The 15,684-nt window shown below is 38.4% G+C and carries 11 protein-coding genes and 1 riboswitch; of the genes, 4 read left to right on the forward strand and 7 right to left on the reverse strand.

Annotated elements, in window-relative coordinates; genetic code table 11:
* Nucleotides 1–8: 8 nt before the first annotated feature.
* Nucleotides 9–1,238 (reverse strand): BaiN/RdsA family NAD(P)/FAD-dependent oxidoreductase, encoded by a 1,230-nt coding sequence (locus AC4PID_RS06020; protein ID WP_492134660.1) that lies wholly within the window; start codon nucleotides 1,236–1,238, stop codon nucleotides 9–11.
* A gap of 141 nt (nucleotides 1,239–1,379) precedes the next feature.
* Here AC4PID_RS06020 and AC4PID_RS06025 point away from each other — a divergent pair, with 141 nt between their 5' ends.
* A complete protein-coding gene (locus tag AC4PID_RS06025) occupies nucleotides 1,380–2,513 on the forward strand; it encodes a BREX system ATP-binding domain-containing protein (RefSeq protein WP_492134661.1) in 1,134 nt (377 codons plus the stop codon).
* Nucleotides 2,514–2,561: 48 nt separating this feature from the next.
* Here the strand turns inward: AC4PID_RS06025 and AC4PID_RS06030 are convergent, their stop codons facing one another.
* Complete coding sequence (locus AC4PID_RS06030) at nucleotides 2,562–4,145, reverse strand: ATP-binding protein (protein WP_492134662.1); 1,584 nt, start codon at nucleotides 4,143–4,145, stop codon at nucleotides 2,562–2,564.
* A 186-nt stretch (nucleotides 4,146–4,331) separates the two neighbouring features.
* On the opposite strand from AC4PID_RS06030, the gene AC4PID_RS06035 reads away from it, so the two are divergent.
* The gene (locus tag AC4PID_RS06035) at nucleotides 4,332–6,146 is read left to right on the forward strand and encodes a heme NO-binding domain-containing protein (RefSeq protein WP_492134663.1); all 1,815 of its coding nucleotides are present in this window, start codon (nucleotides 4,332–4,334) and stop codon (nucleotides 6,144–6,146) included.
* A 77-nt stretch (nucleotides 6,147–6,223) separates the two neighbouring features.
* Here AC4PID_RS06035 and AC4PID_RS06040 read toward each other — a convergent pair whose 3' ends face one another.
* A complete protein-coding gene (locus AC4PID_RS06040) occupies nucleotides 6,224–7,585 on the reverse strand; it encodes an MATE family efflux transporter (protein WP_492134664.1) in 1,362 nt (453 codons plus the stop codon).
* Nucleotides 7,586–7,836: 251 nt separating this feature from the next.
* Here AC4PID_RS06040 and AC4PID_RS06045 point away from each other — a divergent pair, with 251 nt between their 5' ends.
* Entirely contained in the window at nucleotides 7,837–9,861 is a 2,025-nt protein-coding gene (locus tag AC4PID_RS06045; protein WP_492134665.1) for an FAD-dependent oxidoreductase, read from the forward strand.
* Nucleotides 9,862–9,963: 102 nt separating this feature from the next.
* Here AC4PID_RS06045 and AC4PID_RS06050 read toward each other — a convergent pair whose 3' ends face one another.
* Together AC4PID_RS06050 and AC4PID_RS06055 are read right to left on the reverse strand one after the other, a co-directional pair.
* Nucleotides 9,964–10,563: an ECF transporter S component gene (locus AC4PID_RS06050; RefSeq protein WP_492134666.1), complete on the reverse strand. Its 600-nt coding sequence runs from the start codon at nucleotides 10,561–10,563 to the stop codon at nucleotides 9,964–9,966.
* A gap of 146 nt (nucleotides 10,564–10,709) precedes the next feature.
* Nucleotides 10,710–10,824, reverse strand: a riboswitch (FMN riboswitch).
* A 43-nt stretch (nucleotides 10,825–10,867) separates the two neighbouring features.
* On the reverse strand, nucleotides 10,868–12,250 hold the full coding sequence (locus AC4PID_RS06055; RefSeq protein ID WP_492134667.1) for an MATE family efflux transporter: 1,383 nt from the start codon (nucleotides 12,248–12,250) through the stop codon (nucleotides 10,868–10,870).
* A 176-nt stretch (nucleotides 12,251–12,426) separates the two neighbouring features.
* Here AC4PID_RS06055 and AC4PID_RS06060 point away from each other — a divergent pair, with 176 nt between their 5' ends.
* Complete coding sequence (locus tag AC4PID_RS06060) at nucleotides 12,427–12,774, forward strand: cupin domain-containing protein (protein WP_492134668.1); 348 nt, start codon at nucleotides 12,427–12,429, stop codon at nucleotides 12,772–12,774.
* A 166-nt stretch (nucleotides 12,775–12,940) separates the two neighbouring features.
* On the opposite strand, the gene uvsE is transcribed toward AC4PID_RS06060, so the two are convergent.
* Together uvsE and purD are read right to left on the reverse strand one after the other, a co-directional pair.
* A complete protein-coding gene (uvsE, locus tag AC4PID_RS06065; RefSeq protein ID WP_492134669.1) occupies nucleotides 12,941–14,209 on the reverse strand; it encodes a UV DNA damage repair endonuclease UvsE in 1,269 nt (422 codons plus the stop codon).
* Nucleotides 14,210–14,424: 215 nt separating this feature from the next.
* Nucleotides 14,425–15,681 carry a phosphoribosylamine--glycine ligase gene (purD, locus tag AC4PID_RS06070; RefSeq protein WP_492134670.1) on the reverse strand — a complete coding sequence of 419 codons (1,257 nt, stop codon included), beginning with the start codon at nucleotides 15,679–15,681 and terminating at the stop codon, nucleotides 14,425–14,427.
* Nucleotides 15,682–15,684: the final 3 nt, after the last annotated feature.

Below are 15,684 nucleotides of genomic sequence, written 5' to 3' on the forward strand. Positions count from 1 at the left end.
AAGTCCCCCTAATAGGTCTGTATTTTTTTATTTATTTCGGAAGCAACTGCAAATGCAGAGGAAAATGCCCACTGCAAATTGTAGCCACCTGTATCACCATCTATATCGAGCACTTCTCCTATAAAATATAAATTCTCAACGGTCTTTGACATCATCGTTTTAGAAGAGACTTCCTCTAAACAAACACCACCCACCGTTACCATCGCTTGTTGATAGCCGATTAAATTTTCAATCTCTAGTGGATATGCCAATAATAAAGAAAGCAATCTTTTTCTAAGAAGTTTGTCGATATTGCCCAGTTTCATTTGTGCCAAGCCTTGAATAGACATTTCTTTTTCTAAAGCATCGACGATGAAATTTTTAAACGTATCGGTAATTTCAAGCTGATTCAACCAAAATGCAAGTGGTTTATCACCATTGCAGTTTACTGCCTCAAGAAATTCCTTTTCAACGATTTCCAGTGCTTTGCCTAAAAAGTTTACTTTTAGTTGATCTCCTGGATAGAGCCATCTCGAATGGTTGAGAACGACCGGTCCGCTTAGCCCAAAATGTGTAATTAACAAATCGCCTTTGATTTGTCGATTGGTTTTAGGTCCAGTACAAGTTATGATGCAATTTTTAAAGGATTGTCCCTGTAAAGCTAAAAGTGTTTTTTCTCTTGTGACCACGCCTGTTAATCCCGGTCTGGGAGGTACGATGCTGTGACCGAGAGTCTGAGCCAGTGAATAGCCGTCGCCCGTACTCCCCATCGTCGGATAGCTTTTACCACCCGTAGCGATGACTACATATTTAGCATTAAACGCTTCGCCTGTCTCAAGAGAGATAACAAAGCCATTTTCATTTTGCTCTATTGATTTGACGTTAGATTGATAGCGTATGTGCTGAACTTGACGCATAAGTGCCGCAACGACATCCTTTGCTTTTAATGAAGCGGGAAACACCTTGCCATCTTCTCTCTCCATCGTTTTTAGCCCAAGTGACTCAAAATAGGCAATCACTGCTTTATTATCATGTGCCTTAAGGGCAGGTTTAACAAAGTTTTTGTGATCGCCGTAGCGTTCGTGAAAAGCACTGATATAGCCACTATGCGTCAGGTTACATTGCCCCGATCCAGAAGCGAGTACTTTTATACCTGGCCGATTGTTTTTCTCAAGAATTAATACATTGGCACCATTGAGGTGTGCGCCAAGGTATAAACCGGCTGCACCTGCGCCAACGATTATCACATCATACGTCATCTGATACTCCTCTAACGAAATCACTATCTCCATTGTATTGATTTTATGGCTAGGTTTCAAATTATAATTTATTCATTATTACAAAAAGGTTATAATAGGGATATTACTGTTTTAGTTCACTGTACCTAAAGGAGGTCCCAATTGTTATTATCAAATGAAGAAGCCCTCAGAATGATCAATGCGTTGAGAAGCGGCACGTCGCCTATTAACAACTCTGAGACCATCCTCTCCGGCAGAGATGCAGAGATGGATTCGTTTAAGCACGCCCTTCATTTGCTTGGGAAAGGTGCTGGTATGGTCAAGCTCATCACCGGGCCTTTTGGCGTGGGAAAATCACTTCTTGTCAACACGTATAAGCAAGCTGCCATCAATGAAGATTTTATCATTGCTTCCTTTCAGGTTAACAATGGCTTTAGACTCAATAAAATTGAAGACCTGTATTATGCGATTATGCATAATCTTTATTTGAAAAGCAAGCCAAATATGAAAGTCTCTTTTGAAGACATCTTTGACTTATGGATCGAGAACTTGCAAAACGCTCCGTTTTCAGACAGAAAGCGATTCGAGGTGAACACCGTTTGCCAAGAACTTTCGAAATACAACATGAACTATGCAAGGGCTTTTTTAAGCTTTATGCGCGGTCGTATTCAGCGCAATCAGGAGATGACCAATGTTTCGTGTGCATGGCTTACAGGTGAAAAAAATGTCCCATATGAGCTCAAGCAAAAGTATGAACTCGTCGGCGCAGTGGATAAAACAAATACCATGGATTTCTTACGCGCTTTTATCAAGCTTATTACTTTACTGAACTATAAAGGGCTCGTCGTTTTTATCGATGAAATCGATCAAGTGACCGGTGAGAGAAGTGATTTGAGACAGGTGGGTTATAACAACCTCAAACACCTCATCGACTTATCTACCTCTGGTGAAATGAAGCATGTCATGTTTGTATTTTCAGGTACTGAGAACATTCTACACGATAGAGAAAAGGGAATTTTAAGCAATATCCCTTTATCACAGAGATTAAACCTGCACCCAGATCAACCACTGAGTGGCAATGAGAATGTAATCCTCTTAGACACATTGGGCTCAGAGGCGCTTCTTGAGCTCACAGAGAAAATCATTCGTCTCTATCAGCAATGTTATCGATTAAGCGCTCCAATAGATGCTTTAACCTTGTTTAATGAAACCATATCTACGTTTGATCCTACACAAGACGTTACGCGACATTTTGTAACGCGTCTCATCCAAAAACTAGATCAATTAAAAGCATAAATAAAAGGTGGTTCTTTTGCTTTACAAAAGACCACCTTTTTGATTTTATTATTTAGCTTTAGTAGCGTTCTTTTCACTTAGGCTAGGTAAAAAAACAGTGAACTTGGTGAATTTATTTTGTGCAGAAAGTACTGAAATCCTTCCACCGATCTGCTCGACCTTTTGCCTTACATTATAAAGTCCCTCGCCTAAATAGCCTTGACTGGCGATTCCCTCATTAAATATACTGGACAATACTTCTTGTTCTGACATAGTGACGATGTCGTCAAAAAATATGGTCTTGCTCTCGTAAAGGGATTCTTTAATAGCATTGATATCTATACCACGGCCGTCATCCTCCAGTTCGATTAGATAGCCATCATTAAATCTTTGCATTCTAACGATTAAATGACCTTTTTCAGACTTATCAATTAGATAACGCTCAGCCGGAGATTCAATACCATGAGTAATTGCATTTGCAGCGAGCTCAATAAAGCTACTGATCATCTCTTTATACTGTTCTTCGTCGAAGAATAATGGTATTCCCTCATACTTAATCGGTGCGAGCTTTTTATTGTGCTTTTTAGCCAAGTCTTGTGCAAAATTATCAAACCGTCTTATGATTTCATGAATGCTCACAAATCCAATACTATTAAAACGATTCAAGAGCTGTTGCTTTTCACTCGAATCCTCTAACGATAATATCAATCGTTTTAGCTCTTCCAATGCCTCTAGTTCCACAGATATATTTCTAGCAGTCAATATATCACGATCCAAATAATGATTCAGATTTTGATAATCTTCTTCTAATAATGCTGCTATCCCAAGATGCTCAATCTGTTTTTTAAACTGATTAAAAGTCAAATCCTTTGGCAATTTAGACATCTCACTTAAAAACCGATCGATTTCATCCACTGAATGAGACATCTTAAGGACCCTACAAGCACCTTTAATTTCATGTAGTTTTGAACTCAGCTGATTCATAATCGTCGGAACATCTTCAGAAAATGTAAAGATTCGGTCCAACTCCTCATTGATCATTCGATTGTACTTTTGACTTAAACTATTAAAATCTCTCTGATGACGAAAAACCTCTAGCGCAGTTTCCATCTCCATGATTTTGGTATGGAATTTTTCAAACTGTGTCGTCAATTGACTTTCATCTGCGATGAAAATTGCAAGTTGTTGTGTTTGTGCAATATAATTGTATCTAAAAGATATTTTTTTATCTTTATAGTGTTGTTCAATGGGTAATAATGAAATAATCTGTTGTCTTTGTTGATAATCATCAGCCATAAAGAGTTCAGTGAACATCTCTTCAATAACCTCAGTTTCTAAGTACCCGAGTTCATGAAAGAAATTAGGCACATCAATCTCAGCAGACTTAGAAATTTGTGTGTCATCTGCAATGTGCCACCACTTGGTATTTACTCTCATGTTAGCATCCACAAGCACGACGGATTCGGCAAAGTTTTCTAGAAGCACATCATAATCCAACTCTTTGTTATGAATTTTATGCAAGGTCAATAAAGGGTCTTCTTCAAAAGACACTTTATTTCGATTCAATCTTATATAAGAATATCGATTCCCAATTTCATAAGAGACTATACCTACCGCAACCAAGGCGACTAGGACTAAAATCGGATTTGACATAGTACTTCCTCCTCACCCTATTTTAACATATGTTTGAACAATTTTTTAAATGTTTTAAAAAAGAATACCCGTTTTTTTCTTTCTACTATATAATGATATTAAACTGTTTTCAACATATCTAAATCTCGCTGATGCGATACCTTTCGTATCAGATCACATAACAAAATACTAATAAGAAGGTGAACAATGAAAGGAACTGTCGTCAATATTTGGCTTAACACCATCGTTACCATCTATGGTGAAAAAACTAAAAATGATATTTTGACAAAAGAAGGGTGGAATCCGCACAAACTAATTACACCCTTAGAAGAAATTGAAGATGCAAAAATTATGAGTTTAATGGCTGCGTTTGCAAGACACGAAGGTTTATCGACTGAAGAACTTTGGAAAAAACTTGGTCAAAACAACATCGCATCATTTTATAAATGGTTTCCATCTTTCTTTGACAAATCATCAGCAATGGGCTTTTTAGGTATGATGGATAAAATCCATACACAGCTTACAAAGATGATTCCAGGTGCAAAACCACCTAGATTGATTCCAGATGAACTTGATCCAAAAAATATGGTAATCACTTACAAGTCCAAACGTGGTCTTCAAGCTTATTTGATGGGATTAATAGAAGGCGTTGGCAAGCATTTTAATGAAAAAATTGATGCTAAAATTATCGATCAGAAAATTGATTCTGATGGTACACATGTGGTTAAAATTCACTTGGCATTTGAAAAAACGCCAAAGCAAGTGCGTTCTTACGGATTTTCTAAATTTATATCACTAGGCTTCTTAAAATCACCTTCTCTTAAAATTATAATTTTCCCAACTTTGCTATCCTTGTTGGCAGTTATCATTTTAAATGGATTAGAAAATATCCCACTTTTAATTGCTACGCCTGTTGTCGTCTTCCTAGGTGGTTTGTTAAATGCCAATTCAGTTCACAAGCCAATTAAAGATTTATCAACTGAGTTTGAAAAAATTAAAGCGCTTGAGCTTTCTGAGGATTTAATCGTACGAACTGGCGACCAATTTGAATCAACCTATAAGGGATTAACATCTGCTAAGGAAAGCTTAAGAGAAGAAATCACTTATATCAAAGGTGGTCTCGATGACCTTTACTCATTTACTGGTAAATTCTCGACTGTCGCTAAAAATTTAAGTGAAGTATCAGATTTAATTGCAAGTGCAGTTCAAGAAGTTGCGGAGGGTGCAACACATCAAGCAACAGAAACTGAAAGCTCTGTCAGCATCCTGTCTGATAACATCGAGATCTTAAATACCATCAGTAAAAGAGAACTTGAAGGTAAAGAAAGCCTTGAGTCAGCAGTACAGCAAATTGAAGTTTCATTTAATGACCTCGAAGATGTCTCTAAAAAATTAAACGGTGTTAAAGATAAATTTGCAGAAGTAAATGCGCAAGGTAATGAACTTAGTGAAAAAGTTTCGGATATCATCACAATTGTAAGTACTGTTGAAAGTATCGCAGAGCAAACGAACCTACTCGCGCTTAACGCATCTATCGAAGCTGCAAGAGCAGGCGAAATGGGTAGAGGTTTCAGCGTTGTCGCAGAAGAAATTCGAAAGCTAGCAGAAGACTCAAAGCAAGCTGTTAATACCATCAACAGTAGCTTAAAGCTCTTTACACAAGGCGTTAATAGCATGGTTCAGCAAGTTAACGATCAGTTCAAAGAGCTTGAAAACGGAACTAAGACTATGGAAAACGTAACCGATGAAAGTAAGCATGCTTCAAGTAGAATCAAAAGTGTATCTACTTCCATTTCTGAGATTTCTAAGCAACTCTCAGAAGAAACTGCTAAAATCAATCGCGTATTTGAGAACATGCATACACTTGCAGCTATCGCAGAAGAAAACTCTGCAACATCGCAGGAAATGAGTGCAAACGTTACAAACTTCTCTTCAGAGATCATTTCATTAACGTCAAATATCAGCGAGCTAGAAAAAGTAGTTCTCTTCTTAAAAGATGAGTTAAAACGCTATAAAATCTAATCACATAAAATTAGGGAGTCCCATTATGGCGACTCCCTTTTTATATGCGTAATATGATTTAAAGAACCCTTACTTAATTAAACGATTTTGGGCTTTTGATAAATGTTGGTTCTAAGATATAAGAATCCGTTGAGAATCAGTCTTACAGACATATCTATACCAATTGCCAAGAAGATGATATTTACCGACCAATTAAACACATATGCTGCCGTTAATGCAATAGGTACTCGTACCATGTACAGACCAACAAACGCGGCATACATCGGCATTTTTGTGTAGCCCGCACCTCTTAAAGCACCACCTAATACGCCTGCAATATTTTGAGGCACTTGTGCCAGACCGCACACCAATAAGTAAAAGCTCCCAATCTCAATCAGCTTTGCATCAGGTGTCATAAATCCCAGTAAGACGGTTGGGAAGGCGACTAACATACCACCACCAATCATAGATATTATGATGGCTCCTAATAAGATCTCCTTCAAATACTTTTTTGCGACCTCAGGCTGCTTAGCACCTAAATAGCGTCCAATAAACGCCGTCGCTGCTATTTGAAATCCCGCAGCAGGCATGTATGCGACACTCTCTGCCTGTAATCCAAGCTGATAGGCTGCATACGGATCTTCCCCATAGGTTAGAATTGCTCTAATAAGCAGAATAGAACTCAGTTGCCAAAACAGAGATTCAATTGCACTTGGCACACCAGTATTATAAACAGAAGTCATAATATCTTTACTGAAATTAAAGAATGCCTTTATCCTTACACCTGATAATATGCCAGATTTTCTTAAAGTTAAGTACAAAGCGAAAATCGCAGCTACAAATTGCGACAGTGCAAGTCCATATGCAGCTCCCATAAGTCCTAACTCAGGCATACCAAACAACCCATATACCAAAACAGCACCAAACAAAGCGTTTAGGACGTTCATAAGGCCACTGATCATCATAGGCGTTTTAGCGTCCCCTTTGCCTTGAAGTCCTCCTGATATGATTAGGACGATTCCAAGGAACGGCATACCACATCCCACTACTCGAAGAACCTTTATACCCGTTTCAAGCAAGCTGCCTTTTGCACCAAACAATGTACCTAACCAAAACTGTGGTACGATTAGCATAGAGGATAAAAACAACATTGAAATTAAAAAAATTGATCCTATGGTTTGAGATAATGCACGTCTGATTCTATCTGGATTGTTTGCGCCATAGGCTTGTGCAACGACAACTTGAACACCAATTGCGATTCCCTTGTAAACTGCCCAGATAATCCCTCTTACCCGTGTACTCAGACCCATAGCCCCGATGGACTCAGATCCAAGGTCACCTATTAGCTTCATCGAAACGATGCCCACTAACATTTCTAGGATACTTGAAATCAAAATGGGTATTAAGAAAGTTAGGATTTGCCATCTTATTTTTTTCTGTTCTTCCGTCATCAATCGCATCAGTCACCTCGATATTTCGTGCCCCTTAATAGTTTAGCAAATCCATACCAACAAGCAAGCTTTATTTATTATTGCAATAAAAAGATTTTTTTTTTCGGTTTCTTAAATATTTGTTCATTTTTTATAGATTGACATTAGAAATAAATGCCTATAAAATGAAATAGACCCCCTAGGTAGGGGGGTGTTTGTAAAATTACGGAACGCTCTTTATTATGAGGTTCCCCTATTTAATACATTATAAGAGGTGAAAAATGGAGAAAATCGTTATTATTGGTGGTGTCGCTGCAGGCGCTACAGCAGCAGCTAAAGCGAGAAGACTTTCAGCAGACGCTCAAATTACTATTTTAGAAGCAGGCGCTGATATTTCTTTTGCAAACTGTGGGCTTCCTTACTATATCGGTGGCGATATTAAGAACAGATCAAAATTGATCCTACAAAGTCCAGAAAGTTTTAAAGAACAATACAACACAGATGTGCACATCTTCACTGCTGCAACTGAAATTGACAGAGCAAACAAAGTCGTTCATACTTTAAATGCTAAAACTGGCGAAAAAAGAAGCTTTGAGTATACGAAACTTATCTTAGCACAAGGTGGCAAGCCGATTGCACCACCACTTCCCGGTGCAGATCAAGATCATGTTTTCCAACTTTGGACTCTAGACGATATGGATCGAATCAACTCATTTATTACAGATAAAAATCCTAAAACGGCAGTTGTTGTTGGAGGCGGATTTATCGGTCTTGAAATGACTGAAGCACTTGCTAAAAGAGGGATGAAGGTTTCTGTTATCGAAATGATGCCACATGTTATGGGAATCATGGAAGCTGAAATCGCTGGATTTATTCAAGAAGAGTTAATGGCATATGGCGTTTCATTATATACAAACAAAGCTTTAGCTGAAGTTGGCAAATCAAATGTCATCTTGAAAGATGGTACAACCGTAGAAGCGGATATGGTTTTAATGTCAATCGGCGTTAGACCTACCTTAAAGCTTGCTCAAGAATCAGGTTTAGCTCTTGGTGAAGCTGGCGGATTACTGGTTGATTCAACTTTAAAAACAAGCGATGACAGTATCTATGCTGCTGGGGATATGATTGAACTCGAGCACAGAGTTCTTGGCAAAAAGGTAAGAATTCCATTAGCAGGACCTGCAAACAGACAAGGCAGAATTGCTGCTGAAAATGCATTTGGTAAGAAACACGAGTATAAAGGTAGTATCGGTACATCAATTGTAAGAGTATTTGAAGCAGTTGCTGGTACAACTGGTTTATCTCTTAAAGCTGCAAGAGCTGAGGGAATTAACGCAGATGCCATCGTCGTTCATAAAGAGCACCATACTTCTTATTATCCTGGTGCTGAAATGGTAACCGTCCTCGTCGTATACGATAAAGAAACAGGTACCATCATTGGCGGACAAACCGCTGGTTATGAAGGCGCAGATAGAAGACTTGACGTTTTAGCGACAGCGATCGCTTCTAAGCTTACAGTATCTGATTTGTCAGATGTTGATTTTGCATACTCACCACCACTTGGCAATGCAAATGATGCAATCAATATGGCATCTTATGTTGCTGAAAACAGAATGTCAGGTTTCTCACCTGCTTTGACAATTAGTGAATTAGACGCTTTCCTAGAGGGTAAAAAAGCAACTTGGATCGATTTGAGAGATGTTTTCTCATATGAAAAGGCACATGTTGAAAGCGCTATCAACCTACCATTAGAAGTATTATCTAGCTCTCTTGCAACACTCGATCCAAACAGCTTAATTTTACTTTATGATCAAACTGGTAAGAAAGGTCATCAAGCCCTTAGAACACTCGTTGGTGCTGGATTCACAAACGTCATCAACGTAAGCGGTGGTTTCATCAGTCTCTCAAATTATGTTAGAGCTTTATCACCTGCAAACTTTGAACTCAAACTGCCAGCTCCTGAAACGAAGACGCTTGGTGAAGCAGCTGAAAACGCAACCGTTGAAAATGAAGCAGTCGTCGTTGAAACGAAAAAGGAAGCAACAAACGAACCGATCATTATCGACGTAAGAACAGAAGAAGAGTTTGCTTATGGTGCTTATCCTGGAGCAATCAACATTCCTCTTGATGAGCTCGAATCTCAAGTTGATGATTTGGGTAGTTCAGATCGTCAAATCACACTCTATTGTGCCTCTGGAGCAAGAAGTGCTTATGCCGTTCAAATTCTTAAAGCTTATGGCTTTACTAACTTAGAAAATGGTGGCGGACTCGCTAGAATGATGGCAAATCTAAGAAGAAACGCTTAAATCCATTTGCTTTAACAAAACAGTATAAGTCTTAAAAAAAGAAAAGCCTGGCTAAATCTCCATTTTGGAATTTAGACAGGCTTTATTATTGTTTTCTACTGATTACATCCCTTTGTGAAGGATTGGTGATAAGTGTTTATAAAGAATTAAAGTTAAAACGGAAAGAACTGCACCTTTAAATAAGTTAAAAGGTAAAATGCCAAGTAAAACCAAATCCCATACCGAATTAATATTATGGTTTACAGCAGTACCCATTCCTACGATTGCATCTATTGGCATGAAAGCTGTATAAAATGGAATTAAGACGAAGTAGTTAGCAAGTGCACCGGTTATTGCCATTGCAATTGTACCTATAGCCAAACCGATAATCGCTGATTTTTTTGATTTATTTTTTTTGTAGATGAGTGCTGCTGGAACGATGATTGCAGAACCGATTACAAAATTAGCAAGTTCGCCAACACCACCGGTTGTCGTTTGTAATAAGTGCAAAATATTTTTAACTGCTTCAATTGCAACACCCGCAAATGGTCCAAGTGCAAAAGCGCCAATTAATGCTGGTAAATCACTCACATCAATTTTTAAAAATGCTGGGAAAATCGGAATTAATAATTCAAGTTGCATTAATACAAATGCGATTACACTTAACATTGCTACTTTTGTCATTGTTGATACATTGAGTTTCTTTTTAGTTGTTGTCACCATTTCTAAAACCTCCTAATGATTGTCGTCGGATTACCGACCAATTGTGTGTGGGGCTTCAGGGTATTTGTTTGCTGTTTAAAGCAGTGCTTATAAAAAAAATACCCCTAAAGCTAGACTTCAGGGGTAAATGCATACACATCAAACATAAACCTCTTCTTCCATCCAGACTATAACTGTCGGCTCTGGAATTACACCAGATCAACCTTTCGGTTCGCGGGCTTTACCGCCGGTGGGGACTTACACCCCGCCCTGAAGATTCTTTATACTTAGAGTATAAACAACTCGATTCAATTTGTCAACGACTTCACACAGCAAATTCATCCACCAAAGATTTCTTTTGCTTAATAATTTTATGCTGCCAGCGCCCTGTACTGTATATCCCTAGGCCAATTAAACACGTGATTAGGTTGGAGAGTATCATCGCCCACCAGATCGAATCCGGCCCAAAGCCATCCAAATGACTGAGGGCAAATACCATTGGAATTCTCAAGCCCCATAATCTACCCATCATTAAAATCATCGCAGATACGGTATGACCAGAGCCTTGGAATGTTCCCACTAAAATTTGAAAGAAACCCATCAACGGAATAGAGTATATGATCATTTTAAGGTAATTCGTTCCGCTGATGATCACTTCAGGATCATTGCTGAAAGCAGAAACGATTTGTCTTGAAAAAGGAAGCATAATCAAGCCACCGATCACTAAAAAAGCGGTTGATAAATACGTGCTATTTCGAACTGCTAGCTTTGCTCTACCAACATTGTCCGCTCCTAAGTTTTGACCCACTATCGTGGCCAGTGCGCTACCAATCCCCATGGCGGGCATCATGATCAATGAACTGATTCTATTACCAACTGCAAACGCAGTAAGTGTAATGTCTCCGAAAGAAACTAGAAATACGTTCAATATCGTGAAGCCAAAAGCCGTAGTTGCTTGACCCGCAGATGATGGAAAGCCTATGCTGATGATCTTTGACAAAATTTCTTTGTTATATTTCAGATGTGAAAACGTCAATTGCAGGCTTTGTTTTGAGCTAAACGTTGTAATAATGCCGTACACCGCAAAAATACCCGTCGCAATTACAGTTGCAAGCGCTGCACCCTGAACTCCCATATCGAGAACAAATATAAAAATCGGATCTAATATAATATTTGTCCCAACTGACAGAGCACCAATAATCAGAGGAGATACTGTATCTCCCTGCCCTTGTTTAATTGCATTATACGCATTGAGTAAAAATGTTGCCGGCATACCTAAAAACATGATACTCAAATAAGCATATGAGTTGTCATACAGCTCACCTGTCGCTCCCATTGCCTTAATGATCATCGGCGCAAAGAAAAAACCAACAATTCCGGATACAATGGATAAACCTAACATTAAAAATATCGCTTGACCAGCCGTTTGCTTTGCCTTTTCCTGCATGTGCGCTCCAATATACTGCGCAATAATCGAAGAAGTTGCAACGGCCATACCAATCCCAAAAGACATGATTAAAAAGATTAACGGCCATACGAACTGAATGCCTGCAACGGCATTTCCTGGAATTTTTGAAACAAAATAAGTATCTGTTAAGTTGTAAATGGTATGAATAAAGTTATTGAGCATAATCGGAAGTGATAAAGTTAAAATCACTTTTTTCATATCCCCTTTAAGTATCATTTCTCTCTTCTGCAAAAAATCCATACTGCCCCCTATTTATGTGCTAAAACCATTATAGCATTTATTTTTTCGCCACTCAAATATTTCGAGTCACAAAATATTTACAGTTTCTTATAAGTTAATGCCCTAAAGTGTGCGTGGTAGAACAAATAAATGGTATAATAAAAATAGAGAGTTGAACTTAAATCAAGGAGGCAGATATGATTGTCGGAAATTTTAATGAACTATTAGCATCTGAAATTACAAGTCCTGAAGCAAAGAATGCGGCTATGAAAGTACTCGTTTCACCAAAAGAAGGTTGGGACGGTTACGTAATGCGTGTAATAGAGCTAGAAAATGAAGGTTACTCCCCAAAACATCAACACAATTGGCCACATATTAATTATGTTATTGAGGGCAATGGTACCTTGTTAATTGGAGATACTTTACACGAACTCAAACCAGGTAGCTATGCATATGTACCAGCAAATACACTTCATCAATTTTCAAATGTCGGTAAAGGTATGTTGAAATTTATCTGCATCGTACCTGAAGAAGGGCATAAATAAGCGTACATTAAAAATCGTAATATTTAAAGCCAATCTAAAAGGGCAGTTATAACACCTCTTCTTGTACTGGACTTCTCCACTACCTGAGGCGTTATAACTGCCCTTAATAATTACCATTGTAGACATCTAAATCACCAATACATAAGATTTGTCGTTCAAGAATGCCTTAAAGATAAAAATACAAACTATCTATTAAATAATGAATTTTGTATTTAAATGCCAGCTTCAATAAAAAACGCTTTAACAGCTCTATCTGATGTTCAAAATCAGCTTCTGAAGACTCTATTCGAGCAACTTGTTTTTCGTATTGTTTAACTTCTTTAGCATCAGCGACCTCTCTAAAATACCCCCAGACATGTTGAAACGCGTTGATTGATCTTCCATATTCTAAAGGCGTTCTCTGAGCGTTTTCTATCCATTTGTAAAATATAATTGCTGGATAACCAGTCTTATCCTTTAACAAGCTTCTGATTTCATTATAAATCTTAGGAGACCTTTCAAGGACATAGTACTTATACTTTTCCCATTCTTTCTCCAAAGTGCTAATTTTATTATATTCTGATAAAACATAGATACATTTCAAAGCAGACAGATTCTTATCTTTCACCTCTAGCATGATATCTGGTTTCACATCACCCAAATTTGCGATAAAGTTTAAAAACGCATCTATATAAATGGTATCCGTATGCGCACCCAGTCGTTTGTTTTCTGCTTGTTGAGAATAGTGAATTTTAGGCTTGCCATCCATCTGTCGCCAAGTGTGAGCCGCTCGATCGATCCATATCCGATCCGGCACATTTGAATCTGACGGGTTAACCCAGTTGTGCAGATTATCATATACAACTGGTATTTCAAGTGCCTCACCCAGTTCAAGCACATCAGAAATCGTATACAGCCTGTCGTCATTTTCGATAATCAGCCTTCTTTTTATCGAATTTGATAGCGTCTTATAAACCCTTTTAAATCGTTCCTTTGCCTTTATTTTGTCACCATAAACCCCACCAATGTGCAGAATAATCTTATGGGAAGCGGGAACGCCTAGCGCATCTAAAAATCTCGCATGATATTCGAGGTCTATGATCGCTCTTTTTACGACATCTTCATCCGGTGAGTTCAAAACGGTATACTGCCCAGGGTGCATAGAAACTCTAAGATCTTCGTTTAAAATAAAATCACCAATTTCTTTTAGCTCGGTCTCAAAAATCAACCACCACTTCAGTTGATTGACTGGACTTGAGCCAAAAGGTATAATATCCGAGCTAATTCTCATCATTCGAATACCATGCTGAACATCGTAGTTTAGCATCCTTTTTAGCACATCTAAATTATGACGTATTAAAGCTATAAGATGATCTTCTGTTGCATTCTTCTGTGTACAACTCTTAAGCGCGGTATCTCTAACGCCGACGGTGAGGCAGGCATATCCTATTCTCATTTTTGATCTCCTATACAGATTTTTCTATGGTCAAAGACTTGATACGAGGGTGCCATGTCTCGTCAATATTAAGGATATGAAAAAGCCTGCATTCACAGCGTATTTTATACGTAAGAAGGCAGGCTTTTAAAATTAACGCAACTATTGGCGTTTGTCGTTAAGCTGACCTGTCGAAGAAACCTTCAACAGTTAATTCATACCACAATCTATAGGGTTTAAAACTTAGCAATATCCGTTCTATAGCTCATTTTATCAAACTGAATCTTTGATACATTTTGATAAGCGAGTGTTCTTGCAGCATTAAGTGTTTTCGCTTTTGCAGTCACGCCTAAAACTCTTCCACCGTTTGTCACGACATTCCCCTCAGAATCGAATTTTGTTCCACAGTGATAAACCACTACCGATTCGGACATCGATTTGAGACCTGAGATCACTTTATTTTTCTCATAATCTGCTGGATAGCCACCAGAAGCCATTATGACGCAAACTGCTGATTCTTCTGTCCAACTGAGTTCTACCTGTGAAAGACGTTTTTCTAATACAGCATCGATCACATCTAAAAGATCATTTTCCATACGACATAGCGTTACTTCCGTTTCAGGATCGCCCATACGTACATTGTATTCTAGTACATTAATCGCATCACCATCTATCATAATACCGACAAAAAGAATCCCTTTAAAGTCGATATCATCCTTTTTAATACCAGTGATAAACGGGTTGAGAATCTCATTTTGTATACGATCCATTAGTGGTGCATCAATGATCTGACTTGGAGAATAAGTGCCCATTCCCCCAGTATTTAAGCCTTCATCACCATCCATTGCTTTCTTGTAGTCCTGTGCAGGTGCCATTGGTAAAATCGTGTTACCATCCACAAAGCAAAGAATAGAGGCTTCAATCCCCTTTAAGAATGCTTCAATGACGACTTTGGTACCAGAGTTACCAAATATCTTATGTTCCATCATCTCTGAAAGTGCCATTTCAGCTTCTTCCTTTGTTCCCGCTATGATAACACCTTTACCAGCAGCAAGACCATCTGCTTTTATCACCACAGGATAAGTGAATCGATTCAAAGCCTCTAGTGCAGATGTATAATCCACATGGGTTTCCGACTTAGCTGTTGGGATTTTGTGTCTTTGTAAAAACGCTTTTGTAAAATCTTTACTACCTTCAAACTGAGATGCATATCTTTTGGGACCAAAAATCCTCAGTCCCTCAGCTTCAAACAGATCCACGATTCCCATAACGAGAGGTAGTTCAGGCCCAACAATGGTCAAATCTATCTTTTCAGTCACCGCGTATGAAAGCAAACCTTCTAAATTATCTACTGCTAAAGGGACACAGGTAGCGATATCGGCCATCCCCGCATTTCCTGGCGCAACAAACAATTCTGGTTTCCTTTCACTTTGGCTTAATTTATACGCAATTGCGTGTTCACGCCCACCGCTGCCAATAATCAATATCTTCATTAC

Source organism: Fusibacter sp. QWL-12, assembly GCF_058683495.1.

Coding starts and splice junctions, on each gene's coding strand:
- AC4PID_RS06020 (WP_492134660.1), bottom strand. CDS start 1,238: ATGACGTATGATGTGATAATCGTTGGCGCAGGTGCAGCCGGTTTATAC.
- AC4PID_RS06030 (WP_492134662.1), bottom strand. CDS start 4,145: ATGTCAAATCCGATTTTAGTCCTAGTCGCCTTGGTTGCGGTAGGTATA.
- AC4PID_RS06035 (WP_492134663.1), top strand. CDS start 4,332: ATGAAAGGAACTGTCGTCAATATTTGGCTTAACACCATCGTTACCATC.
- AC4PID_RS06040 (WP_492134664.1), bottom strand. CDS start 7,585: ATGCGATTGATGACGGAAGAACAGAAAAAAATAAGATGGCAAATCCTA.
- AC4PID_RS06045 (WP_492134665.1), top strand. CDS start 7,837: ATGGAGAAAATCGTTATTATTGGTGGTGTCGCTGCAGGCGCTACAGCA.
- AC4PID_RS06050 (WP_492134666.1), bottom strand. CDS start 10,563: ATGGTGACAACAACTAAAAAGAAACTCAATGTATCAACAATGACAAAA.
- AC4PID_RS06055 (WP_492134667.1), bottom strand. CDS start 12,250: ATGGATTTTTTGCAGAAGAGAGAAATGATACTTAAAGGGGATATGAAA.
- AC4PID_RS06060 (WP_492134668.1), top strand. CDS start 12,427: ATGATTGTCGGAAATTTTAATGAACTATTAGCATCTGAAATTACAAGT.
- uvsE (WP_492134669.1), bottom strand. CDS start 14,209: ATGAGAATAGGATATGCCTGCCTCACCGTCGGCGTTAGAGATACCGCG.
- purD (WP_492134670.1), bottom strand. CDS start 15,681: ATGAAGATATTGATTATTGGCAGCGGTGGGCGTGAACACGCAATTGCG.